The sequence below is a fragment of the Pseudomonas phytophila genome (genome assembly GCF_025643095.1).
Lineage (GTDB): Bacteria > Pseudomonadota > Gammaproteobacteria > Pseudomonadales > Pseudomonadaceae > Aquipseudomonas > Aquipseudomonas quasicaspiana.
This window is the reverse complement of sequence record NZ_CP081201.1, coordinates 4,700,027-4,723,845: the sequence shown is the minus strand read 5'-3', so window position 1 is coordinate 4,723,845 and position 23,819 is coordinate 4,700,027. Positions and strand designations below refer to the sequence as shown.

Genomic DNA, 23,819 nt, shown 5'->3' with positions numbered 1-23,819 from the left:
GAAGTGGAAGAGGGGATGAGATGAAGGCAGTAATTCTGGCCGGTGGGCTGGGTACAAGGATCAGCGAAGAGTCACATCTCAAGCCCAAGCCGATGATCGAAATCGGCGGCAAGCCAATTCTCTGGCACATCATGAAGCAGTACTCCGCTCACGGTATCAACGACTTCGTGATTTGCCTGGGCTACAAGGGCTACGCCATTAAGGATTTCTTCGCCAACTACTTCCTGCATACCTCTGACGTCACCTTCGATATGTGTAACAACCGCATGGACGTTCATCAGAACTACAGCGAACCCTGGCGCGTGACCCTGATCGATACCGGTGAAGAGACCATGACCGGTGGTCGCTTGCGCCGTGCTGGCCGCTATCTGGAAAACGAAGAAGCCTTTTGCTTTACCTACGGCGACGGTGTGTCCGATCTCAATATCAGCGCTCTGGTGGACTTTCATCTCTCTCACAAGAAGCTCGCGACGGTCACTGCCGTTCAGCCGCCAGGACGTTATGGTGCGCTGGAGCGCGATGGCGACCTTGTGCTCGGTTTTTCTGAAAAGCCTCGTGGTGATGGCGGCTGGATCAACGGTGGCTTCTTTGTGTTGTCACCCAAAGTGTTGCCGCTGATCCCCGGGGACGATACCACCTGGGAAGCAGAACCCCTGATGGGCCTCGCCGCGCGTGGCGAATTGAAGGCTTTCCAGCACGATGGTTTCTGGCACCCCATGGACACCCTGCGTGACAAGAATCACCTGGAACAACTGTGGCAGAGCGGGGAGGCCCCATGGAAGCAGTGGGGCTGAGTTCGCAGTTCTGGAGCGGCAAGCGCGTTCTGTTGACCGGTCACACGGGGTTCAAAGGCAGTTGGCTGGCTTTGTGGCTGAAAAGTATGGGCGCCAGCGTTACGGGCTTTGCCCTTGAGCCTGGCACCGAGCCAAGCCTGTTCGAGCTGGCCGGAGTTGCCGAGGGCATCAATGACCAGCGCGGCGATCTGCGTGATCTGGGTGCTCTGCTGGAAATCATCGCCGAGACCCAGCCGGAAATCGTTCTGCATCTCGCTGCGCAACCGCTGGTGCGTGAAGGGTATCGCGATCCGCTGGGGACCTATTCAAGCAATGTCATGGGCACGCTCAACGTGCTTGAAGCCATCCGCCAGGTCGGCGGTGTGCGTGCTTGCGTGCTGGTGACCACCGACAAGGTTTACGCGAATCAGGAATGGCTCTGGCCCTATCGCGAGGACGAGCCTTTGGGCGGGCATGATCCGTACAGCAGCAGCAAGGCCTGTTGCGAGTTGCTTGCCCAGTCTTATTCGGCTTCGTTTTTTCCGGCAGAACGTTACGCCGAGCACGGCCTGGCGCTGGCCACTGCCCGGGCCGGTAACGTGCTGGGCGGTGGCGATTTTGCACCGGAGCGCTTGATACCTGATGTGCTCAAGGCCTGGTCTGCCAGTGAGCCGGTAACCCTGCGCTACCCGCAGGCAGTCCGACCCTGGCAGCACGCGCTTGAGCCGCTGGCCGGTTATCTGTTGTTGGCGGCCGGGTTGTATCAGCAAGGCCCGGAGTTTGCCGGTGCCTGGAACTTTGGTCCTGGTGAAGCAGACATGTGCAGCGTGGGCGAAGTGGTCGAACTGCTTGCCCGTCGCTGGCCTCAAGCCCCCGGCTTGCGTATCGAGCCCAGTGATCTGCATGAAGCCGGTCTCTTGCGCCTGGACAGCAGCCGTGCCCGGCAGGTGCTGGGCTGGAAACCTCGCTGGTCGTTGCAGCAATGCGTGGAGCAGACGCTGGACTGGCACCTGGCGTGGAAGGCTGGCAAAGACATGCGTGAGGTGACCCTCACTCAATTGAATCTGTATCGGGGGTCGCATTGAGCGAGTTCATGTTGCATGCGTTGCCGCTGGACGGGTTGTTCAGCGTTCAACATAAATATCATGCCGATGAGCGCGGGCATTTCTCCAGGTTGTTTTGCGAAGGCAGCCTGGGCCAGTTTGGCCAGCCTTTTCATATCCGTCAGATCAACCATTCCTGTACCCGCGAGCGAGGGACTGTGCGCGGCCTGCATTATCAGAACGCCAGCCTGCCGGAAGCCAAGCTGATCAGCTGCCTGCGGGGTGAAGTCTGGGATGTTGCGGTAGATCTGCGCCCTGATTCAGCCACCTTCCTGCACTGGCATGTCGAGTACCTGCGTGCTGGTGATGGCCGCAGCCTGCTGCTCCCGGCGGGTTTCGCCCATGGCTTTCAGGCCATGACCGACGATGCCGAATTACTCTATTTGCACAGCGCCGATTACACACCGGGTCACGAAGGTGGACTCAGCGTGCATGACCCACGCTTGGGTATTCCCTGGCCGTTGCCCGTCAAGAATCTGTCGGAAAGAGATCTTTCGCATCCCTTGCTGGATGCCCAATTCGCCGGAGTGCGTTTATGAATTGCCGTGGGTGCGGTACGGGCTTGAGTCTGCCACTGATTGATCTGGGCACTTCGCCGCCTTCCAATGCCTATCTGCGGGCAGAGCAACTGGACAGCGCCGAGCAGTGGGTGCCGCTGAAAGTTCAGGTCTGCCAATCCTGCTGGCTGGTGCAGACAGAAGACTACACGCGAGCCGACAGCCTGTTTGATGCCGATTACGCTTACTTCAGTTCTTTTTCCAGTACCTGGCTGGAGCATGCCGAGCATTACGTGGCGATCATGGTCGAGCGTTTTGGCTTGAATGAGCAGAGCCGGGTCGTGGAAGTCGCGGCCAACGACGGCTACCTGTTGCAGTACGTAGCCCGGCGCGGGATTGCCTGTCTGGGGGTCGAGCCGACGCACAGCACAGCGAAGGCGGCGCGGGCCAAAGGTCTGGATATTCGCGAGCTGTTTTTTGGCCGTGAGAGCGCTTCGCAGCTTTTGGAGCAGGGCTGGGCTGCAGATTTGATGGCCGCCAACAACGTGTTGGCCCATGTCCCGGACATCAATGATTTTCTGAGCGGTTTCGCCACCTTGCTCAAGCCCGGCGGCGTGGCGACTTTCGAGTTTCCTCATCTGCTGACGCTGATGGCAGGCGCGCAATTCGACACGTTGTATCACGAGCACTATTCCTACCTCTCGCTCACTGCGGTACAGACCCTGTGCGAGCGTAATGGTCTGAGCGTGTTCGACGTCAGCGAACTGCCCACTCATGGCGGCTCGCTTCGGGTCTTCGTGCAGCGCGCTGACGGTGGACAACATGAACAGTTGCCTGCCGTGCAGCGTGTACTTGAGGCCGAGTTAAGTGCTGGGGTTAAAACTGACCGGTTCTACGCCAGCCTCGCTCCGGCTGCCGAGCGTATCAAGCATGAGTTGCTGCGCTTTTTGCTGCAGGCCAAGGCCGATGGCAAACGCGTGGTCGGCTACGGCGCGGCGGCCAAGGGCAACACGTTACTCAACTACGCCGGTATCAAGCCCGATCTGTTGGCGTGGGTCGCTGACGCCAGCCCCCACAAGCAAGGCAAGTTCTTGCCGGGCAGTCGCATTCCGGTAGTCGGGCCTGAGCGCATCACGCTGGAAAAGCCTGATTACGTGTTGGTGCTGCCCTGGAACCTTATCGATGAAATCACCGGGCAGTTCGCGGGCGTGAGCAGTTGGGGAGGGCGCTTTGTCGTGGCCATTCCTGAGTTGAAAGTCCTGTGACGGTTTTGCATGTTCTGGTCACCGGAGCAACAGGCTTTGTCGGCCGCCATCTGGTCAGCGCTTTGCTGAGCAAAGGCTGCCGTGTCCGCGCCGTTGCCCGCAATGCTCAGGTCGCACAAAGCATGCCGTGGATAAACGACGTTGAGTTCGTCAGCGCGGATATTCACGCTGATGATCTCGATGTGGCGGCGCTGACCGAGGGTATTGATGCCCTCGTGCACCTGGCGTGGCCAGGCCTGCCTAACTACCAGGGTTTGTTTCATTTCGAGCAGAACCTGTTCGCCGACTACCGCTTTATCAAAGCTGTCGTGGAGGCCGGTGTCGGTCAAGTGATGGTGACGGGCACCTGCTTCGAGTACGGCATGCAAAGCGGTGCTCTTGATGAAAGCGCCGTGGCTCAGCCGACCAATCCATACGGCCTGGCTAAAAACACCTTGCGTCTGTTTCTGGAAAGCTTGCAGCGGCAGCAAGCTTTCACGCTGCAATGGGTTCGTCTGTTCTATCTGCACGGCGAGGGGCAAAACAGCAACAGTCTGCTGGCCAGCCTCGACCGGGCGATTGATGCCGGTGACAGCTCCTTCAACATGTCGGCGGGTGACCAGTTGCGGGACTATCTGGCCATTGAAGTGGTTGCCAACCATCTTGTCGGCGTGCTGCACCGCCGGGATTTCTCGGGCATCGTCAATTGCGCCAGCGGTCAGCCGATCTCGGTTCGAGCGCTGGTCGAGCAGCGGTTGCGGGAGAGAGGGGCCTCGTTGCATTTGAATCTGGGGCATTACGGTTATTCCCCCCACGAACCCATGGCGTTCTGGGGTGACAACAAGCGACTGCTGGGACTCTTGAGTGAAGGGCGGCAGGAAGCTTGACGCTATTGAGCGCCACCATGCGCGCCGATTCGCGTCGGCACATTGGCAGGATTTTTCTCGCAAGGCCTCTGGCCACTGGTTCAACTCATCTTTATCGAGAACAGCAAAATGACTGATACAGCACTGCAAGTATTCCAGCGTGAATGCGAAGAGCAAGTTAACGACCAAGGCCAGGACCATAAGCTCAAGGCCCTTGCCCAAGAGTTCTACAACGAGTCGGCCCGGCACAAATACACCTATCACTTTTCCTGGATGGGTCGCCCGATCATTCAGTTGCCTCAAGACATGATGGCGATGCAGGAACTGATCTGGCGCATCAAGCCGGATCTGGTGATCGAGTGCGGCATCGCTCATGGCGGCTCCATCATCTATTACGCTTCCCTGCTTGAGCTCCAGGGGCACGGCGAAGTCTTGGGGATTGACCGGGATATTCGTCCGCACAACCGCGAGGCCATTGAAAGCCACCCGATGAGCAAGCGTATCAAGATGATCGAGGCGTCCAGCATTGATCCGGCAACTGCCGAGCAAGTGCGCGCTATTGCGGCGGGCAAGAAAGTCATTGTGGTCCTGGACTCCAATCACACTCACGAGCACGTGCTTGAAGAGTTGCGCCTCTATTCCCCGTTGGTTTCCGTGGACAGCTATTGCGTGGTGATGGATACGGTGGTGGAAGACATGCCCGAAGACGCGTTCCCGGATCGCCCATGGGGCAAGGGCGACAACCCGAAGACCGCCGTATGGGCATACCTCAAGGAAAACTCCGATTTTGTGATCGATGAGTCGATTCACAACAAATTGCTGATCACCGTGGCGATGGACGGCTATCTGCGCCGTGTTCGCTGATCGTTGAACGCGAAGTCATTGAATCCTTTATCGCCTGTTGCACGGGGACTATTTATGCAAGGCCAGCACCTTTCCAGCCATCGCCCGCCGTTGAATGAACTGCTTACGCTGGTGGTCATCAGTCATAATCGACCGGCTTTTCTGCGTCGGGCGTTGCGCTACTATCAGACGCTGCCTTGCAGGATTCTGGTACTGGACTCGTCTGCAGAGGAAACTACTGATCTGCCTACGCAGACGGTCGCCAACATCGACTACCAGCACTTGCCGCAGTTCGGTTACTGGGGCATGCAGACCAAACTGGTCTACGGTGTTCCGCTGGTCACCACGCCTTATATGCTGTTCGTGGCGGATGACGATTTCATCCTGCACGACACCTTGCAGGCTTCGGTGGACTTTCTGGAAGACAACCCTGACTACGGCATGTGCCACGGCTATTGCCTGATGTATGCGTCCTTGGGCAAACACGTCAAATACTTCCGTCGCGACAAGAAGATTCAGGAAGACTATGGTTCTGACTCGCCCCATGAGCGTGTCGTCGAGTTCATGGGGCAGTTCGTGCCGCCGTTCTACGCGGTTACTCGCACTTCTCTGTTGCTGGAGTGGTACGCAGCACTGCCTGAAAACACCACGCTTCAGTGGCAGGAAATTGGTCACACGTATTTCCTGGTCGCCTCGGCCAAGGCTCGAGTGCTGAATGCTCCGTATGTCGTAAGGGAAATCAACATCGGCAGCTCTGAGCATAAGACAGAAGTCTCCCACTCCCTTCTGTTCACTGATGAGCAATCGGTCAGGGAGCGTGAAGCGTTTATTGATTTCTGCGCATCGCTGCCAGTGGGTATGAAAGATCTCAGCGTGGAGCAGCGCCGTCAGGTGGTGGTGGATGGCTTCACCGCGATGGGCGAATGTCTGATGGCTCGCCGCTCGCTGACTAACGAACCGATTTTCGAATCCACCTGGAACGTCCCCGAGGTGGGCCCTGAACGTCGTTTTGGTCCTATGCAGTACGTGGAAATGCCCTTTTACAACCAGGCATTTTTTGACCAACTCACCGAAATCGAGTTTTTCCTGCATGCGATGCCTGCCGCGCGCATTCAGCTTACGATGCTGGAAGGTGCATGGGCCCTGCAGGAAGAGCTATTGACCGCTCGTGCCAGCGATACGGTCGAGACACGGATCTCCCGTCTGTGGGATGCAATGCAACTCAATGCCTTCAACCGTCGGGTGGTCAAAGAACTGGCACACCAGCTTGAGCTCAATCAGGAGCATGACGAGGCGAGCAAGATGAGCGCCTGGGCCGAGCGTCTTGATTCGCTTCATGAATATGATAGCCAGAAGACGTTCGCCGGCATGCAATCCGGTCGTTTGCTGAACTGGTTGGCAGCACGTACCCCAAGCGCTGAGCAGCAGGGCGCAATCGGCCGCTATCTCCGGACTAAAGGCACGCCGCCGCAGTTTGGTCTGTTGGTGCTCAACCTCGACAACGACATACACAAATTGCAGACCACCCTCGACAGTCTGGTCGAAGGTCTCTACAAGGGCTTCAAGGTGGTGGTGTTCACCACGGATGAGCCGCCGAGTGCGACGACGTTCGGCAGCACGCTGCATTTCGTCAAAGTTACCCAGAGCAACTATGTCGAGAAACTCAACCAGATTGCTCGCCAGCTATCCACGGACTGGCTGATGCTTGCAGAGGCCGGTGACCAGTTCACGGCTGCGGGCTTGCTGGTAGCTGGCCTGGAGTTGCTGGCTGCTCCGGAGTGCCGCGCCGTCTGCGCAGACGAGATTCATCGTCAGGCAACCGGGGCGTTGCGTGATGTTTTCCGGCCAGGCTTCAACCTGGATTTGCTGCAAAGCATTCCGTCCTTGATGGCCCGCCACTGGCTGGTCCGTCGTGATGTGCTGATTGAGGCCGGTGGTTACTCTGCTGAATTCACCGAGGCCCTGGAATTCGACCTGCTGTTGAGAATTATCCAGCAAGGCGGTCTGGGCTGGCTGGCTCATCTCGATGAGCCGTTGATGATTTGTGATACGCCGTCGACTACTGAAAATACTCAGGAGCGACTGGCATTGACTCGCCATTTGGGTGCCCGTGGCTATAAGGCGCAGGTCACTTGCGAGGCCAATGGTATCCATCACATCGACTATCGCCATACCGAGCGTCCATTGGTGAGCGTCATTCTGCACGGCGAGGTCGAGCTTGAGCCTCTCCAGCGTTGCGTGGTCAGTATCCTGCAACGCACCCGCTACCTGCGTTTTGAAGTGCTGCTGGCCAGTCATCAGGGCATGGCGCCGCAAATGCTGGAATGGCTGGGTCAGTTGGAGCAGCCTGGCGGCCGGGTGCGGGTGCTTGAAGTCGAGGCGGAGCTCAGTCCTTCCGCGTCGTGTAATGCCATGGCCGCTCAGGCCCGTGGCGAGTACCTGTTGTGGCTGGCGGCCGACGGTGAGGTGGTCGGTCCGAACTGGATAGGCAACCTGCTCAACCAGGCTCAGCGTCCCGAGGTCGGTGTGGTGGGTGCAAGGCTGACGGACGCAGAGGGCAAGATCACTCAGGCTGGTTTGATCCTGGGCTTGAATGGCGGTGTGGGCTCGCCGTTTGTTGGCCTGGACTCGGAGGAAGCGGGTTATATGCGTCGTCTGCAGTTGACGCAAAACTACTCGGCCATTTCGGCGGCGTGTCTGATGGTGCGTAAGGAACTGTTTGATGAGGCGGGTGGCTTTGACGAAAGTGATTTCGCGCAGGCCTTCAGTGATGTCGATCTGTGCCTGAACATTGGCCAGCTGGGTTTCATGACGGTATGGACGCCGCAGGCTCATATCTGTCATTCGGGTGTTATGCCGGACGCGCCGCAGGCTCTTGCTGCTTTGAAGGGCAAGTGGGCTGGACAGTTCGAGCATGATCAGGCTTACAACAAGAACCTGTCGTTGACGGGGGAGGGGTTCACACTGGGTGAGCCGAGCGGTGTGAACTGGTCGCAGTTGTTCGTTTAGTTCTGCTGAGTCCTGACGCCCTTGCGATGTTTGTGGGGGCGTTTATGTTTCTTGGTTTGCTCGCACTTCGGTGTACATATCCGTTACCGTAGTCATGGCTTCTATTGGTTGCGCTTTTACAGCGCCTCACTTTTGAACATCCGGAAGCCGGCCCAGACAAAAGTAACCAAAGCGCTCTTGCCCCACCACTCTGTCCCTCGCCTAGGCTCGGGATACCCGCCCGCAGATCTGAAACCGTGTGCCGCCGCAACGGGCCATCCATGGTCCAATGCGGCTAACCCGGCGCCTGCCCCTCTTCAACTCAAGGGCGCCCCACGTTTTAGGATCTGCGTTCGGCCAGCGTGGTTTAACGGGGCGCCTCAGATCAAAATCAAAAGCGCGGCGGCCTGACAGCCGACCTGTTTGTGTGAACTTGCTACCTCTGCTCCGACCAGCACGGACTTTGTGTGTGGCTTGCCCGCGATTCAGGCGCCGCGGTATATCTGACATACTGCGGCGCCTGAATCGCGGGCAAGCCACGCTCCCACATAAAAACGCGTATATCCAGGCTCTGCTTTTGATCTGCTTTTGATTTTGATCTAAGGCGCCCCGTTAACCACGATGGCCGCCCGCAGATCCTGAACCGTGGGCAACCCGGCAAGGACGCCGGGTTAGCCGCATTGGGCCATGGATGGCCCGTTGCGGCGGCCCACGGTTCAGGATCTGCGGGCGGGTACACCGAGCGACAGCGAGGTGCCAAGTGGTGGGGCAAGAGCCTTTTGCTTACTTTTGGGCTCCTTTCAAAAGTGAGGCGCTGTAAAAGCGCAACCAATATCAGCCATGAACACGGTAACGGATATGTACACAAGAGTAGCGACACGACAGATATGAAGAAACCCCACTCATATATCCATGACATCTTGAAGTTTTTTAGTGAATCCCTGCACGATGACAGCCCTCAACAGTGTCATGCCATGCGCTAAAAGGGTATAAAACTTAGTGACCTATGAGTCATAACGCGCATCTTCACTGTATCGTGCTCGCGGGCGATGATGGCGTCAGGCTGATTTCACGGTAATCCGGGACCGGTCAAACTCCTTCGCTGCTCTTTTTTCATGGGTCAAAAGCCATTTGTTTTCGATGCCGAGTCATCGGGCAAACGGTGATATTCAGCTATTTATATTGGGAAGCCATGATGATTGGCATAAAAAGCATAGCGAGTTACGTACCTCTGGCTGGCGTCGACAACTACGCCCAAGGTGCGAAATTCGGCAAGGATGACGAATTCATCCTTGGCAAGATCGGCTCCGCTTTTCTACCGCGCAAGGATGATGCACAGGAAACCTCCGATCTGTGCGTCGAGGCAGTCAATGCCCTGTTCGCCAATAATCCGGACCTCAAACGCGAGTCCATCGATGCGCTGATTGTTGTCACGCAGAACGGTGATGAGGAAGGCTTGCCACACACTGCCGCTATCGTTCAGGACAAACTGGGCCTGCCAACGAATGTGGCAGCGTTCGATATCTCCCTTGGCTGCTCCGGTTATGTCTACGGCATTTATGCACTCAAAGGTTTCATGGAGGCAGCAGGCCTGAAAAACGGTCTGCTGGTTACCGCCGATCCGTATTCGAAGATCGTCGATCCGGAAGACCGCAACACCACGATGCTGTTTGGCGATGCCGCCACTGCAACCTGGATGGGCGAGGACGCGCCATGGCAACTGGGCAAGGCCAAGTTCGGGACCGACGGCTCCGGCGCCGCTCACTTGAAAGTCAGCAATGGCGTGTTTTTCATGAATGGCCGCCAGGTCTTCAACTTCGCACTGCTCAAGGTGCCTGCACACCTGCATGAGTTGTTGCAGGAGTCGGATCTGGATCAAAGCGATATTGACGCGTTCTGTATTCACCAGGGCAGCGCGGCAATTGTCGATGCCGTGGCGCGACGCTTTGAGGGCGAGCCGGAAAAATTCATCAAAGACATGCTGGAAACGGGTAATACCATTTCTTCCAGCATTCCATTGCTGCTTGAGAAGCATGTGCTGGATGCCAGCTGGAAACGCGTTGCGCTCAGCGGTTTTGGCGTTGGCTTGTCTTGGGGGTCGGCGATCATTTATCGGCCCTGATCGAATATTGCAGTAAAAAATAGCGCTCAAGACGGTTACTCTTGAGCGCTATTTTTTTGTCCGGTGTTTGGTGAGGTTTCATGGCTGATAACTTCCAGATAAATGCCGCGGTGCTTCAGGATCGCTGGCCGCAGGTGTTTGCCAGGTTGCTGGATGAGGATTACGAGGCGCTGCAGGTCGAACTGGTTAATGGGCTTGAAGCGACCCTGAGTGTCTCGGGCATACAACTGACCAGTCGCCATGACCGGAACGCCGAGGCGCGGTTGCAGGCCGCCAGCCTGCCGGCTGAAAAATCACTGCTGCATTTATATGGCACCGGGCTTGGCGACCTGCAGCAGGTATTGCTGGAGCGTTCCGACTTGCAGCGCTTGCAGGTGCATATCCTTAACGGGGCTTTATTCTCGCTGGTGCTCAGGCTTGCGGATCAGACCTCCTGGCTCAGCGATCCACGGGTAGAGCTGGGTTATGCCGCTGATGACCGCGAGATTCAGTTGCCGTTCTTTGCCTTGCCTGCCGAGCTGGAGTTGGCGGACGAGGTCAATGCGCGGATTCGGGACCGACTGGTCAGCGAAGTCCATCTGCATTTCAATAACCGTGAGTTCGATCCGCAAGCGCCTCACATCGTTGAGCGTTTGCTGGCGAACCTTGATCTGGTCAGGTCCGACAGGGATGTGACCGAGCTTTTCGGTGCGCACATGGACCGGGAAATGTACGTGATTGGCACCGGCCCAACTCTTGAGCAGCACTTTGAAAAGCTGCTGAGCATTCGTGGGGGCGAGCAGCGCCCTCTGTTTATCTGTGTCGATACCGCTTACAAGCCTTTGCTTGCCCAGGGCATAAGGCCGGACTTTGTGGTGAGCATTGATCAGAAGATCACGACTGCACACCTGCCACCGGCTGACTCGGCAGAAATCGTGCTGGTCTATAAGCCGTTGAGTGACCCTCTGGTGATCCAGGCCTGGGAAGGGCCGCGCTACGTCAGCTATTCACCCGGATCGATCCATGACGAGTTGCGCAAGCACGTTAGCCGTGGCGAGTTGTTCGGCGGCGGCAGCGTGATTCATCCGGCGGTGGATCTGGCGGTGCAGATGGGGGCGTCGCGGGTGACGCTGTTCGGTACCGATTTCGCTTACCCGATGAACAAGACCCATGCCGGGTGGGGTGATGGAGTGCTAGGTCCTTCTATCGATCACGCGCGGCAATGGGTGCTGGACGGCTATGGTCAACGAGTCAGGACGCAGCTGAATTTCCGCCGCTATCTTGGCGAGCTTGAGCGCTATATCCACTTGCACCCTGACGTGCAGTTCCTTAACAGCAGCCGGGCAGGGGCGATGATTGCCGGCACAGCTTTTAATAAGGAGTTCGTGCAATGACGACGGTCGAGCAAAGTATCGCGCACTGCACCGCATGCGCCGGTCTGTTTCGTTTAGGGCGTAGCGTCGAGGCGGCGCTGGATATGATTGATGTCTTCGAAAGTGCTGGCTGCCATCTCGATAAGCGTTCCCCCGATGTCCAGCAGCAATGGGTGCAGTTGCTGACGACCATGCTGGCGTGTCAACAGGCTCAGGATTGGCTTGGACTGGCCGACTATATGCAGTACGAACTCGCAGGATTGCTTGAAGGCTAAAGGCCAGATCAAGGCAGTTTTTTGACGGCGTTCTGGTTTTATCGAAAGTTGCAAGACCTTCTGGATAATACGTTTTTTTGTCAAGTCATTGTTTTTAAAGAAAATTACTCGTTCGCTGGAATTTTTTTTCAAATACACCTAAAGCAAACAGGGTAGACGACGATAACTATTACGAAGGTTCTCTGTGCCAACCCGGCTGTCGCCAGGGCCGGAAGCCGCAGCACCCAACCAATGAGGATTTCATCATGGCTTTAAGCGTAAACACTAACGTTGCTTCCCTTGCTGTTCAGAAGAACCTGGGTCGCGCCTCCGACGCTCTGTCCACTTCCATGACTCGCTTGTCTTCTGGCCTGAAAATCAACAGCGCCAAAGACGACGCAGCCGGCCTGCAGATCGCAACCCGTATCACCAGCCAGGTTCGCGGTCAGACCGTAGCAATCAAAAACGCCAACGACGGTATCTCGATGGCTCAGACCGCTGAAGGCGCTCTGCAAGAATCCACCAACCTTCTGCAGCGTATGCGTGAACTGGCAATCCAGGCACGTAACGGCACCAACGGTACTTCCGAGCAGAAAGCGACCAACGCCGAATTCGCTCAGCTGTCTGACGAACTGACTCGTATCGCTAACAGCACCAACCTGAACGGCAAAAACCTGCTCGACGGTACTGCTGGCACTATGACTCTGCAAGTCGGCTCCAACACTGGCGACGCTAACCACATCGACCTGGTTCTGAGCACTGGCTTCGGCGCAGCAGCTCTGTCCGTGGACAGCGGCGTTCTGGCTCTGACTGGTACTGACTCTGCCGCTGCTGCAACTAACATCGACTCCGCAATCAGCGCAATCGATATCGCTCTGTCGACCATCAACGAAACCCGTTCGAACCTCGGTGCTTCGCAAAACCGTCTGACCAGCACCATCTCCAACCTGCAGAACGTAAACGAAAACGCCACCGCTGCACTGGGTCGCGTTCAGGATACCGACTTCGCTGAAGAGACTGCTAACCTGACCAAGCAACAAACTCTGCAACAAGCTTCGCAAGCTGTTCTGGCGCAGGCCAACCAGCTGCCATCCGCTGTACTGAAACTGCTTCAGTAATATCGGTGTAAGACTTGGCGGGGGAGTATGCGGTTCGTACTCCTCCGCTTTTTTACTTTGAGGAGGTGATGGATATGGACATGAGCGTTAAATTGAGCTTGTCTTACCAGGCCGTTAAACCGACGCCTGCTGTTGCTGAAAAACCGGCTGAGGTCCCTCAGGCTGCGGTTGTGCTGACACCTGCCGTAGTTTCGGATTCATCCGAAAGTAAAGAGGCGCTCAGGGTTTCGGAAGCGGAAAAGTCTCAGAGGCTTGAGTCTGCAGTACAGGAAATTGAAAAATTTGTGCAATCGGTGAAACGCAATCTCGAGTTTTCGATCGACGAGTCGTCGGGCGAAATTGTTGTAAAAGTGATAGCGGGTGACACCGGGGAAGTCGTGCGACAGTTGCCGTCAGCGGAGGCACTGAAAATCGCCGACAGCCTTCATAACGCACACAGCTTATTGTTCGACGCCAGGGTTTGATGCTGGTGTGAGCGATGTGATGGGCTCTTTTGTTTTTTGAAAAGGCAAAAGACTTCTGAAATCTGAAGGAGAAATTTATGGCTGGTACAGTCACATCTGCAGGCCTGGGTTCGGGTCTGCCAATTGGTGACCTTGTTAAATCTTTGGTTGACTCGGACAAGTCCGCCAAAACAAACCAGATAGCCAAGCAGACGACGCTGAACACCACCAAGTTGTCAGGGATCAGCACGCTGAACTCTGCGCTTGATGCCTTCCAGACTGCGCTGACTAATCTCGGAAAGACAGACACGCCCGCTTTCAACGGCTTTTCTGCAACGTCGTCGGCGCCTACCGTATTGACTGTAACTGCTAAAAACACTGCGGTTGCGGGTACTTACGCAGTCGAGGTCGTGAAACTGGCCACCAGTTCAAGCGTGGCTTCGGCATCCTTTGACACGGCGGCTGCCAGTGCTATTCCGAGTGGTTCCCTGACCATCACTCAAAATAGCGTTGATACGCAGTTCAACATTCCAGAAGGCTCGACACTGCAGTCGGTTCGAGACCTGATTAACTCCAAAACCTCCACCAGTGGGGTCAGTGCCAACATCATCACTGACGCTACAGGCTCGCGCCTGGTGTTCGGTTCGACAAAAACCGGTGCCGGTTCGGATATCACTACGAGTAGCAGCGTTAGCGGCCTGACCATCGGTTCGGGTGCGCTGGATGCTTCCGATGCGACCAGTGCTGGTCGAATCGGCGACGCGCCAATTGATGGCGAGATCAAGGTTGGTGGTCTGTCGATCAAAAGCTCCACCAACACTTACGACACCGCTGTCTCGGGCTTGAGCTTCACGGCGGTTGCTGAAACCAAGACGCCGACAGTAGTAACTGTGGGTGCCAACTCCGACGGTTTGAAGACCTCTTTACAGGCCTTCGTTGATGCCTATAACACCGTTGTCAGTACCATCAACTCGCTGACCAAGGCCACGACTGACTCCAATGGTGATTTGACTGGCGTTGCGGCGCTGGGCGGTGATTCACTGGCGCGTGATTTGTTGGCTACCATTCGTTCGGTGCTGAACGACACGTCTTCGGGTGGCAAGCTGTCGACCCTTTCGCAGTTGGGTATTCAAACCGATCAAGTGGGCGGCAAGCTGGCGTTTGATACTGGCAAGTACACTGCGGCCATGGCCAAGGGGCTTGGCGGCGATGTGCAGCAGCTGTTCGCGGGTACCAAGGAGGATGGCAGCGACGGCTTGTTGAAGCGGATGAGCAAGGCGCTGGACCCGTACACTTCGACGGGCGGCGTCATGGACGTCCGTACCACTCAGTTGAACAAGACCAAGGCTGACCTGCTCGCTCAGAAGGCCGCGCTGGATCTAAGGGTTGAGACCCTGACCGCGACGTTGACTGCCAAATACAACGCCATGGACCTGGCTGTTGGGCAAATGAAATCAACGTTGTCCAGCATCACCTCGTTCTTCGATGCACTGAACGCCCGTACCTCTGCTTCCTGAGGCTGGTTGGTTCACAAAGGCCCGGCTGCGTCCATACGCATGCCGGGTTTTTGGCTTCTGTCCTAAAGTTTTTCGCCAATACGTCGATAAGCTTTTCATACGAAGTTTTAAATCTTTGACGAGGTACATCATGAACCCGATGTTAGCCCTTCGGCAGTATCAGAAAGTGAACTCCCATGCACAGGCTTCGGAGGCTACCCCTCACCGTCTGGTGCAAATGCTGATGGAGGCCGGGCTGGATCGTATTGCTCAGGCCAAGGGCGCTATCGGGCGCAAGGACATTGCCTCCAAAGGTGTGTTGATCGGCAAGGCCATCGAGATCGTCGGCGGTTTGCGTGAAGGCCTGGATATGGAAAATTCTGCCGATACGCTGACTCGCGTTGATAACCTGTACGTCTATATGATGAAACGCCTGGCTGAAGCTAATATAAAAAGCGACCCGAAAATTCTCGATGAAGTTGGCGGTTTGCTGGGCACAGTCAAAGAAGGCTGGGACGCAATCGCGGGCCACTAAGATCAAATAACAGGCTTGTACTGAGGATATAGACATGAGTGCTGCACTCAAGCGTATCGAAGAAACTCGCGAAGCGCTGGTTGGCGCGTTGGCCGAGCGTGACTGGGAAACGATCGTCAAGCTGGACCTGGCCTGTCGTGCCTGTGTCGAAGACGTTATCCGCGAAGATGCGCCTGATGGTCCTGAGTTGCGCAGCAATCTTGAAGAGTTATTGACGGTCTACCGGCAACTCATCGACACTGCTACCGGTGAGCGTCAGGCTATCGTCGATGAAATGACGCAAATCAACCAAGCCAAAAATGCAGCAAAGGTTTACCATCTATTTGATTCGTGACCGGTTGGTCAAAAAAAGCTTTACGCCATAAATTTGACTGTTTACGGTATTTTGACTTAACTAGCGATGTTTACTATTTTCTGGTTCTCGGTATAAGCAGTGGCCGGGATACCAAGCTGCCCCATGTATGGGCATTGAGTTGACTAGGGAAGTTGCTATTGCATGTGGCGTGAAATCAAGATTCTCCTGATCGATGACGACAGCCAGCGCCGCCGTGATTTGGCGGTTATTCTGAATTTTCTTGGCGAAGAAAATCTTTCCTGCTCAAGCCAGGACTGGCAGCAGGTTGTCGGCTCTCTGACGTCCACTCGCGAAGTGCTTTGCGTGCTTGTCGGCAGTGTCAATGCCCCGGGCAGTCTTCAAGGACTGCTTAAGACAGTCGCAGCATGGGATGAGTTCCTTCCTGTATTGCTTTTGGGAGAAAATTCTTCTCCTGCCGAACTTCCCGAAGATTTGCGTCGCCGCGTGCTCTCGAGCCTCGAGATGCCGCCGAGCTACAGCAAGTTGCTCGATTCGCTGCACCGGGCCCAGGTTTACCGCGAGATGTACGATCAGGCGCGTGAGCGCGGTCGGCATCGCGAACCCAACCTGTTCCGTAGCCTGGTAGGCACCAGTCGCGCAATCCAGCACGTACGCCAGATGATGCAGCAGGTCGCCGACACTGACGCCACCGTGCTGATCCTTGGCGAGTCCGGTACGGGCAAGGAAGTGGTCGCCCGCAACCTGCATTACCATTCCAAGCGTCGTGACGCGCCGTTCGTGCCGGTCAACTGCGGGGCGATTCCTGCCGAGTTGCTGGAAAGCGAACTGTTCGGCCATGAGAAGGGCGCCTTCACCGGCGCCATTACCAGTCGTGCCGGACGTTTCGAGTTGGCCAACGGTGGTACGTTGTTCCTTGACGAAATCGGCGACATGCCGCTGCCCATGCAGGTCAAACTGTTGCGGGTTCTTCAGGAGCGCACGTTTGAGCGGGTGGGCAGCAACAAGACGCAAAGCGTCGACGTTCGCATTATTGCCGCGACGCACAAAAACCTCGAAACCATGATCGAGATCGGCAGTTTTCGTGAAGACCTTTACTACCGTCTGAACGTATTCCCGATCGAAATGGCCCCGCTGCGTGAGCGGGTTGAAGATATTCCGCTGTTGATGAACGAATTGATTTCGCGCATGGAGCACGAGAAGCGTGGCTCTATTCGTTTCAACTCGGCAGCGATCATGTCGCTGTGTCGTCATGCCTGGCCAGGCAATGTGCGGGAGCTCGCCAATCTGGTTGAGCGCATGGCGATCATGCATCCATACGGCGTGATTGGCGTCGCGGAGTTGCCGAAGAAATTCCGCTACGTCGATGATGAAGATGAGCAGATGGTTGAAGGTATTCGTAGCGATCTCGAAGAGCGCGTTGCGATCAATGGTCATACGCCAAACTTCGCCAACAGCGCGGTTCTGCCTCCGGAAGGTCTGGATCTGAAGGATTACCTGGGTGGTCTTGAGCAGGGTCTGATTCAGCAGGCGCTGGACGATGCCAACGGCATTGTGGCTCGCGCCGCCGAGCGTCTGCGGATTCGTCGTACAACCCTCGTCGAGAAGATGCGCAAGTACGGCATGACGCGTCGCGACGGTGATGAACAGGCAGATGATTGACGCTTGTTGCGTTGAAATAAAGCCAAGCCCCTGAATTATCAGGGGCTTTTTTTTCGGCACGAGGATTGCTAAGTCTCCTGGAACATACCGTTTTTACTGACGGTTCGCCACGCGAGAGATTACCTATGTCCCAGGCCGTTCAGCAGCTGTCGTCTGATTCTGCACTCCAAGTTCCGCTGTCCCTCGAACTGGAAAGTCGTCAGGGCCTTGAGCATGCCTTTCAGCTGTTCAACCAGATGTCGTCGCAACTGACGGACTCCTACAGCTTGCTGGAAGCACGGGTTACTGAGCTCAAAGGCGAACTGGCGGTGGTCAGTGCTCAGCGTATGCAGGAGCTGGCAGAAAAAGAACGGCTTGCATTCCGTTTGCAGAACCTTCTGGATCTGTTGCCCGGCGGCGTGATCGTGATTGACGCCATGGGTGTTGTACGCGAAGCGAACCCGGCTGCGGTGGATCTGCTCGGGCAACCTCTGGTGGGTGAGCTCTGGAGGCACGTGATCAGCCGTTGCTTTGCGCCTCGCGAAGACGATGGTCATGAAATCTCTCTAAAGGATGGACGTCGTCTGTCCATCTCCACGCGTTCACTGGATGCCGAGCCTGGGCAGTTGGTCTTGCTGAACGACCTGACTGAAACCCGTCGCCTGCAAGGGCAACTGGCGCGCCATGAGCGCCTGTCATCTCTTGGGCGAATGGTCGCCTCGCTGGCCCACCAGATTCGTACGCCGCTCTCTGCTGCGCTGATCTATGCCAGTCATTTGACAGAGCAACAGTTACCGGTGGAAACCCAGCAGCGTTTCGCCGGACGGCTCAAAGAGCGTTTGCATGAGCTTGAGCATCAGGTTCGCGACATGCTGGTCTTTGCCCGTGGCGAGTTGCCGTTGACGGATCGCATTACACCGCACGAGCTGTTTGCGGCACTGCAGGCTGCGGCGCACACCCAAACCGACGATCTGTCCGTGCGGTGGCAGTGTGACGATGTCCCAGGGCAGTTGCTGTGCAATCGCGACACGCTGGTCGGTGCTTTGCTCAATCTGGTTGAGAATGCCGTGCAGGCCAGCGCCGGGCGCACGCGTCTGAAAATCCACGCTTATGCCCGTGGTGACGTTTTGCGGGTTTGTGTCAGTGATAACGGCAGTGGCATCGATGCCGCTGCACTTGCCCGAATCGGCGAGCCATTCTTTACCACCAAGACCACGGGAACAGGTCTTGGGCTGGCGGTGGTGACAGCGGTTACCCGTGCGCACCAGGGCGGCGTGCAGTACCGATCCCGTGTAGGGCGCGGCACCTGTGCGATCGTTTCGTTGCCACTGGTTCCGGCTTCCGCTGCAAAGGAAATCTGCTGATGGCGATCAAGGTGTTGCTGGTCGAGGACGACCGTTCATTGCGGGAAGCGCTGGGCGATACCCTTGAACTGGCGGGGCATGATTATCACGCCGTCGCCTGCGCGGAAGACGCGTTGCTGGCGGCGGCCGATGAGTCGTTCGGGCTGGTCATCAGTGACGTCAACATGCCCGGCATGGATGGGCACCAGTTACTAGGTTTGCTGCGCGAGCGTCACCCGCAATTGCCGGTGCTGTTGATGACAGCTCATGGCGCAGTGGATCGCGCGGTAGATGCAATGCGTCATGGCGCGGCCGACTATCTGGTCAAGCCATTCGAACCCAAGGCTTTGTTGGGTCTGGTAGAGCGACATGCGTTGGGGCGTCTGGGGCCGGCAGGTAACGAAGGTCCTATCGCCGTCGAACCTGCCAGCGCGCAGTTGCTCAACCTGGCCAGCCGCGTGGCGAAAAGCGATTCGACCGTGTTGATTTCAGGGGAGTCGGGGACGGGGAAGGAAGTGCTGGCGCGTTTTATCCATCAGCATTCGCCCCGCGCGGAAAAGCCGTTCATTGCCATTAACTGCGCAGCCATTCCCGACAACATGCTGGAAGCCACGTTATTTGGGCACGAGAAGGGCTCTTTCACCGGCGCTATCGCCGCCCAGGCTGGCAAATTCGAGCAGGCCGACGGCGGCACGATCTTGCTGGATGAAATCTCGGAAATGCCCTTGGGTTTGCAGGCCAAGCTGCTTCGGGTTCTTCAGGAGCGTGAAGTTGAGCGGGTCGGCGGCAAGAAGACGATCACCCTGGATATTCGCGTGGTTGCGACCACCAACCGTGATCTGGCCGGTGAAGTAGCGGCAGGTCGCTTCCGGGAAGACTTGTATTACCGCCTTTCGGTTTTTCCGTTGGCCTGGCAACCGCTGCGTCAAAGGACTGCCGATATTCTGCCGCTCGCCGAGCGTCTGCTGGCCAAGCATGCCAATAAAATGAAGCACGCCGCCGTCAGGCTTTCGGCGCAGGCGCAAGCCTGTCTGGTGAGTTATGCCTGGCCGGGTAACGTCCGGGAGCTTGATAACGCTGTGCAACGGGCGTTGATTTTGCAGCAGGGCGGTGTGATTCAGGCTGAAGATTTCTGTCTGACCGGCCCCGTGTCTTATGCGCCAGCGCCATCGTTGAGTGGAACAGCTGGCGGTTCATTGGCACCAGCCGCGCCAGTGGCTGTGTCGGCACCCATGGAGCTGGCGGGCAGCGATTCGGCTGGCGCGCTGGGGGATGACCTGCGGCGGCGCGAATTTCAGATGATCATCGACACGCTGCGCGCTGAGCGTGGTCGTCGCAAAGAAGCAGCGGAACGCCTCGGTATCAGCCCTCGTACGTTGCGCTACAAGCTGGCACAAATGCGCGACGCGGGGATGGACGTGGAAGGTTATCTGTTCGCGACCTGATGGTTTGTCGTTTAGAGCCGATACAGTTTTTCTGCCTGCGCTTATTTGTCGCAGATCGACCTGAAATTTAAAAATTTTAACCTCTCTGGATCAGCCAAATGCTTATCCAGAGCAGGGTTTAGCGGAATTCGCTGATAGATTGGATGCATCGTGATGGCCATATGCTGCTATGTAGCTGGCACTCTTGTTGCTTTGACATTATTGACCGCTGACTCGGTGTCAAAAATTTGCGGCCCTTATGAGAGAAACGTCCATGAGCCAAGGTGTTGAATTTAATCGCTTGATGTTGGACATGCGCTCCATGCAGATGGATGCCATGGCTGCGCCCAAGGCTGCAGCTACGCCGCAAATCGGCTCCAGCAGCTTTGCCGACATGCTTGGCCAGGCCGTCAACAAGGTCAACGACGTTCAGCAGGCTTCCAGCCAGCTGTCCAGCGCCTTCGAGATCGGCAAGAGCGGCGTGGACCTCACTGACGTGATGATCTCGTCCCAGAAGGCCAGTGTGTCTTTTCAAGCCTTGACCCAGGTGCGAAACAAGCTGGTTCAGGCTTACCAAGACATCATGCAGATGCCGGTTTAAGGACGTATTGAGTCATGGCAGAAACACTCGCCGATAGCGTTCCGGCCAAGGCAGGCGCTCCTGCAGGCAAACCGTTGTTCGGTCTGGCCTTCCTGGAAAACCTCTCCGAGATGACCATGTTGCGTCAGGTTGGCCTTATGGTCGGCCTGGCTGCCAGTGTGGCCATCGGCTTTGCCGTAGTGCTCTGGTCGCAGCAACCTGACTATCGTCCGTTGTACGGCAGCATGGCCGGCATGGACGCCAAACAGGTCATGGACACGCTGACCACGGCCAATATTGCCTACACCGTCGAGCCTAATTCCGGCGCGCTGCTGGTGAAAGCTGATGACGTGCAACGTGCACGCATTCAGCTGGCATCTGCTGGCATCGCCCAGACTGACGCCAACGTCGGTTTTGAAATCCTGGACAAGGATCAAGGCCTGGGGACCAGTCAGTTCATGGAAGCGACGCGCTATCGTCGTGGCCTTGAAGGTGAGCTGGCGCGGACCATTTCGTCCTTGAATAACATCAAGGGTGCCCGTGTGCACTTGGCGATCCCGAAAAGCTCGGTGTTCGTCCGTGATGATCGCAAGCCAAGTGCTTCGATTCTGGTTGAGCTTTACCCTGGCCGCTCCCTTGAGCCAAGCCAGGTCATGGCCATCGTCAATCTGGTGGCGACCAGCGTTCCAGAGCTGACCAAGTCTCAGGTCACTGTCGTCGACCAGAAGGGCAATCTTCTTTCTGATCAGGCGGAGAACTCCGAGCTGACCATGGCGGGCAAGCAGTTTGACTATGCCCGTCGCATGGAAGGCATGTTGACTCAGCGTGTGCAGAACATCCTGCGTCCGGTGCTGGGCACTGATCGCTACAAGGCGGAAGTGTCCGCTGATGTGGACTTCAGTGCTGTCGAGTCAACGGCAGAAAGCTTCAACCCTGATCAGCCTGCCTTGCGCAGCGAGCAGTCGGTCAACGAGCAGCGTTCCAGCAGTTCAGGTGCATCAGGTGTTCCGGGCGCGTTGAGCAACCAGCCGCCAGGCCCTGCAACCGCACCGCAAACCCCGGGCGCCGGTGCAGCCGGTGCTGCTGCCGCCATTGCTCCAGGCCAGCCGTTGCTGGATGCAAACGGCCAACAAATCATGGACCCGGCCACGGGTCAGCCAGCCTTGGCGCCATACCCGGCTGACAAGCGCGTGCAGTCGACCAAGAACTTTGAGCTGGACCGGTCCATCAGTCACACCAAGCAACAGCAGGGCCGTTTGAATCGTCTGTCGGTTGCCGTGGTGGTGGATGACCAGCTCAAGATCAACCCGGCCAATGGTGAAGCGACACGCACACCGTGGAGCGCAGAAGACTTGAACCGCTTTACCCGCCTGGTGCAGAACGCTGTCGGGTTCGATGCCAGCCGCGGTGACAGCGTCAGCGTTGTCAACGTGCCGTTCTCGGCCGAGCAGGGCGAAGTCATCCCGGATATTCCGTTCTACTCGCAGCAGTGGTTCTGGGACATCGTCAAACAGGCGATGGGTGTCATCTTCATTCTGGTTCTGGTGTTCGGTGTCTTGCGTCCGGTGTTGAACAACATCACCAACGGCAAGAGCAAGCAACTCGCCGGTTTTGACGACGGCATGGGCGGTATGGGTGGCATGGGCGGTGGTGGCTCCGATGAGCTGTCCAACGACCGCGTCAGCCTGGGTGGCCCGCAAAGTATTCTGCTGCCTAGCCCGACCGAGGGTTATGACGCACAGCTGAACGCAATCAAGAGTTTGGTGGCTGAAGATCCGGGTCGTGTGGCCCAGGTCGTGAAAGAGTGGATTAACACTGATGAATGATCGAGCCGCTGTAGCCAAACTGAGTAAAGTCGAGAAAGCTGCCGTACTGCTGCTTTCCCTGGGCGAAACCGATGCTGCGCAAGTCTTGCGCCACATGGGGCCCAAGGAAGTCCAGCGGGTCGGCGTGGCCATGGCGCAGATGCGCAACGTGCATCGCGAACAGGTCGAAGAGGTGATGACCGAGTTCGTCGAAATCGTTGGCGATCAGACCAGCCTGGGCGTCGGCTCTGACGGTTACATCCGTAAAATGCTCACCCAGGCATTGGGCGAAGACAAGGCGAACGGTCTGATCGACCGCATCCTGCTGGGTGGCAACACCAGCGGTCTGGACAGCCTGAAATGGATGGAGCCACGCGCTGTGGCTGACGTTATCCGTTTCGAGCACCCGCAGATTCAAGCCATCGTTGTGGCGTATCTGGATGCCGATCAGGCAGGTGAAGTGCTCGGGCATTTTGATCACAAGGTGCGGCTGGATATTATTCTGCGGGTGTCGTCACTAAACACCGTGCAGCCAGCGGCCCTTAAAGAACTGAACCAGATTCTCGAGAAGCAGTTCTCGGGTAACGCCAACACGTCGCGTACTACCCTGGGTGGTATCAAGCGTGCTGCGGATATCATGAACTTCCTCGACAGCTCCATCGAAGGCGCGCTCATGGATTCGATCCGCGAAGTCGACGAAGATCTGTCGACGCAGATCGAAGACCTCATGTTTGTCTTCAACAACCTGTCGGACGTGGACGACCGCGGTATCCAAGCGCTGTTGCGCGAGGTGTCTTCGGACGTGCTGGTACTCGCCCTCAAGGGTTCCGACGAGGCGATCAAAGAAAAAATCTTCAAGAACATGTCCAAGCGTGCCGCCGAACTGCTGCGCGACGATCTGGAAGCGAAGGGCCCGGTCCGCGTCAGCGACGTGGAAACCGCGCAGAAAGAAATCCTCACAATTGCTCGCCGTATGGCCGAGGCCGGGGAAATCGTTCTTGGCGGCAAAGGTGGCGAGGAAATGATCTAGTCTGTTGACGTTTTGTCGGAAAAGCTGACCGGGGATATAGTCTCCGATG

General features: G+C 56.8%; 21 protein-coding genes. All 21 read left to right on the top strand.

Translation table 11 applies throughout. From position 1 onward, the window contains the following. Nucleotides 1–20: 20 nt before the first annotated feature. Nucleotides 21–794 (top strand): glucose-1-phosphate cytidylyltransferase, encoded by a 774-nt coding sequence (gene rfbF / locus K3169_RS21355; RefSeq protein ID WP_122396592.1) that lies wholly within the window; start codon nt 21–23, stop codon nt 792–794. Further along, on the top strand, nt 776–1,858 hold the full coding sequence (gene rfbG, locus K3169_RS21350; RefSeq protein WP_263267890.1) for a CDP-glucose 4,6-dehydratase: 1,083 nt from the start codon (nt 776–778) through the stop codon (nt 1,856–1,858). Before rfbF ends, rfbG begins: the two co-directional genes overlap by 19 nt. After that, nucleotides 1,855–2,415, top strand: a complete 561-nt coding sequence (locus K3169_RS21345) for a dTDP-4-dehydrorhamnose 3,5-epimerase family protein (protein ID WP_263267888.1) — start codon at nt 1,855–1,857, stop codon at nt 2,413–2,415. Before rfbG ends, K3169_RS21345 begins: the two co-directional genes overlap by 4 nt. Further along, nucleotides 2,412–3,638 carry a class I SAM-dependent methyltransferase gene (locus K3169_RS21340; RefSeq protein WP_263267886.1) on the top strand — a complete coding sequence of 409 codons (1,227 nt, stop codon included), beginning with the start codon at nt 2,412–2,414 and terminating at the stop codon, nt 3,636–3,638. The genes K3169_RS21345 and K3169_RS21340 overlap by 4 nt, the downstream gene beginning before the upstream one ends. Nucleotides 3,639–3,643: 5 nt before the next feature. Beyond that, a complete protein-coding gene (locus K3169_RS21335) occupies nt 3,644–4,504 on the top strand; it encodes an NAD-dependent epimerase/dehydratase family protein (protein WP_263272338.1) in 861 nt (286 codons plus the stop codon). 108 nt (nt 4,505–4,612) lie between these two features. After that, nucleotides 4,613–5,347: a cephalosporin hydroxylase family protein gene (locus tag K3169_RS21330; RefSeq protein WP_231677966.1), complete on the top strand. Its 735-nt coding sequence runs from the start codon at nt 4,613–4,615 to the stop codon at nt 5,345–5,347. A 54-nt stretch (nt 5,348–5,401) separates the two neighbouring features. Further along, nucleotides 5,402–8,335, top strand: coding sequence for a TIGR00180 family glycosyltransferase (locus K3169_RS21325; protein ID WP_263267884.1), 2,934 nt, complete (start codon nt 5,402–5,404; stop codon nt 8,333–8,335). Nucleotides 8,336–9,509: 1,174 nt separating this feature from the next. Beyond that, entirely contained in the window at nt 9,510–10,436 is a 927-nt protein-coding gene (locus tag K3169_RS21320) for a ketoacyl-ACP synthase III (RefSeq protein WP_027901013.1), read from the top strand. Between the two features lie 80 nt (nt 10,437–10,516). Continuing rightward, nucleotides 10,517–11,809: a motility associated factor glycosyltransferase family protein gene (locus tag K3169_RS21315; protein WP_231667199.1), complete on the top strand. Its 1,293-nt coding sequence runs from the start codon at nt 10,517–10,519 to the stop codon at nt 11,807–11,809. Continuing rightward, complete coding sequence (locus K3169_RS21310; RefSeq protein ID WP_231667200.1) at nt 11,806–12,063, top strand: hypothetical protein; 258 nt, start codon at nt 11,806–11,808, stop codon at nt 12,061–12,063. Before K3169_RS21315 ends, K3169_RS21310 begins: the two co-directional genes overlap by 4 nt. Before the next feature lie 245 nt (nt 12,064–12,308). Further along, the gene (locus K3169_RS21305; RefSeq protein WP_122704524.1) at nt 12,309–13,160 is read left to right on the top strand and encodes a flagellin domain-containing protein; all 852 of its coding nucleotides are present in this window, start codon (nt 12,309–12,311) and stop codon (nt 13,158–13,160) included. A gap of 74 nt (nt 13,161–13,234) precedes the next feature. Then, nucleotides 13,235–13,624: a flagellar protein FlaG gene (locus K3169_RS21300; protein WP_122704526.1), complete on the top strand. Its 390-nt coding sequence runs from the start codon at nt 13,235–13,237 to the stop codon at nt 13,622–13,624. 77 nt (nt 13,625–13,701) lie between these two features. Then, entirely contained in the window at nt 13,702–15,120 is a 1,419-nt protein-coding gene (gene fliD, locus K3169_RS21295; RefSeq protein ID WP_027901008.1) for a flagellar filament capping protein FliD, read from the top strand. Nucleotides 15,121–15,250: 130 nt separating this feature from the next. After that, a complete protein-coding gene (gene fliS, locus K3169_RS21290) occupies nt 15,251–15,634 on the top strand; it encodes a flagellar export chaperone FliS (RefSeq protein WP_027901007.1) in 384 nt (127 codons plus the stop codon). 34 nt (nt 15,635–15,668) lie between these two features. Continuing rightward, a complete protein-coding gene (gene fliT / locus K3169_RS21285) occupies nt 15,669–15,968 on the top strand; it encodes a flagellar protein FliT (RefSeq protein WP_027901006.1) in 300 nt (99 codons plus the stop codon). Between the two features lie 162 nt (nt 15,969–16,130). Further along, nucleotides 16,131–17,609, top strand: coding sequence for a transcriptional regulator FleQ (fleQ, locus tag K3169_RS21280; protein ID WP_263267877.1), 1,479 nt, complete (start codon nt 16,131–16,133; stop codon nt 17,607–17,609). Nucleotides 17,610–17,734: 125 nt separating this feature from the next. Next, the gene (locus K3169_RS21275; protein ID WP_099267357.1) at nt 17,735–18,952 is read left to right on the top strand and encodes a sensor histidine kinase; all 1,218 of its coding nucleotides are present in this window, start codon (nt 17,735–17,737) and stop codon (nt 18,950–18,952) included. Further along, nucleotides 18,952–20,376, top strand: coding sequence for a sigma-54-dependent transcriptional regulator (locus K3169_RS21270; protein WP_027901003.1), 1,425 nt, complete (start codon nt 18,952–18,954; stop codon nt 20,374–20,376). The genes K3169_RS21275 and K3169_RS21270 overlap by 1 nt, the downstream gene beginning before the upstream one ends. Before the next feature lie 253 nt (nt 20,377–20,629). Continuing rightward, on the top strand, nt 20,630–20,956 hold the full coding sequence (gene fliE / locus K3169_RS21265) for a flagellar hook-basal body complex protein FliE (RefSeq protein ID WP_027901002.1): 327 nt from the start codon (nt 20,630–20,632) through the stop codon (nt 20,954–20,956). 14 nt (nt 20,957–20,970) lie between these two features. Continuing rightward, nucleotides 20,971–22,761: a flagellar basal-body MS-ring/collar protein FliF gene (gene fliF / locus K3169_RS21260; protein WP_099267355.1), complete on the top strand. Its 1,791-nt coding sequence runs from the start codon at nt 20,971–20,973 to the stop codon at nt 22,759–22,761. After that, nucleotides 22,754–23,770, top strand: a complete 1,017-nt coding sequence (gene fliG, locus K3169_RS21255) for a flagellar motor switch protein FliG (RefSeq protein ID WP_027901000.1) — start codon at nt 22,754–22,756, stop codon at nt 23,768–23,770. The genes fliF and fliG overlap by 8 nt, the downstream gene beginning before the upstream one ends. Nucleotides 23,771–23,819: the final 49 nt, after the last annotated feature.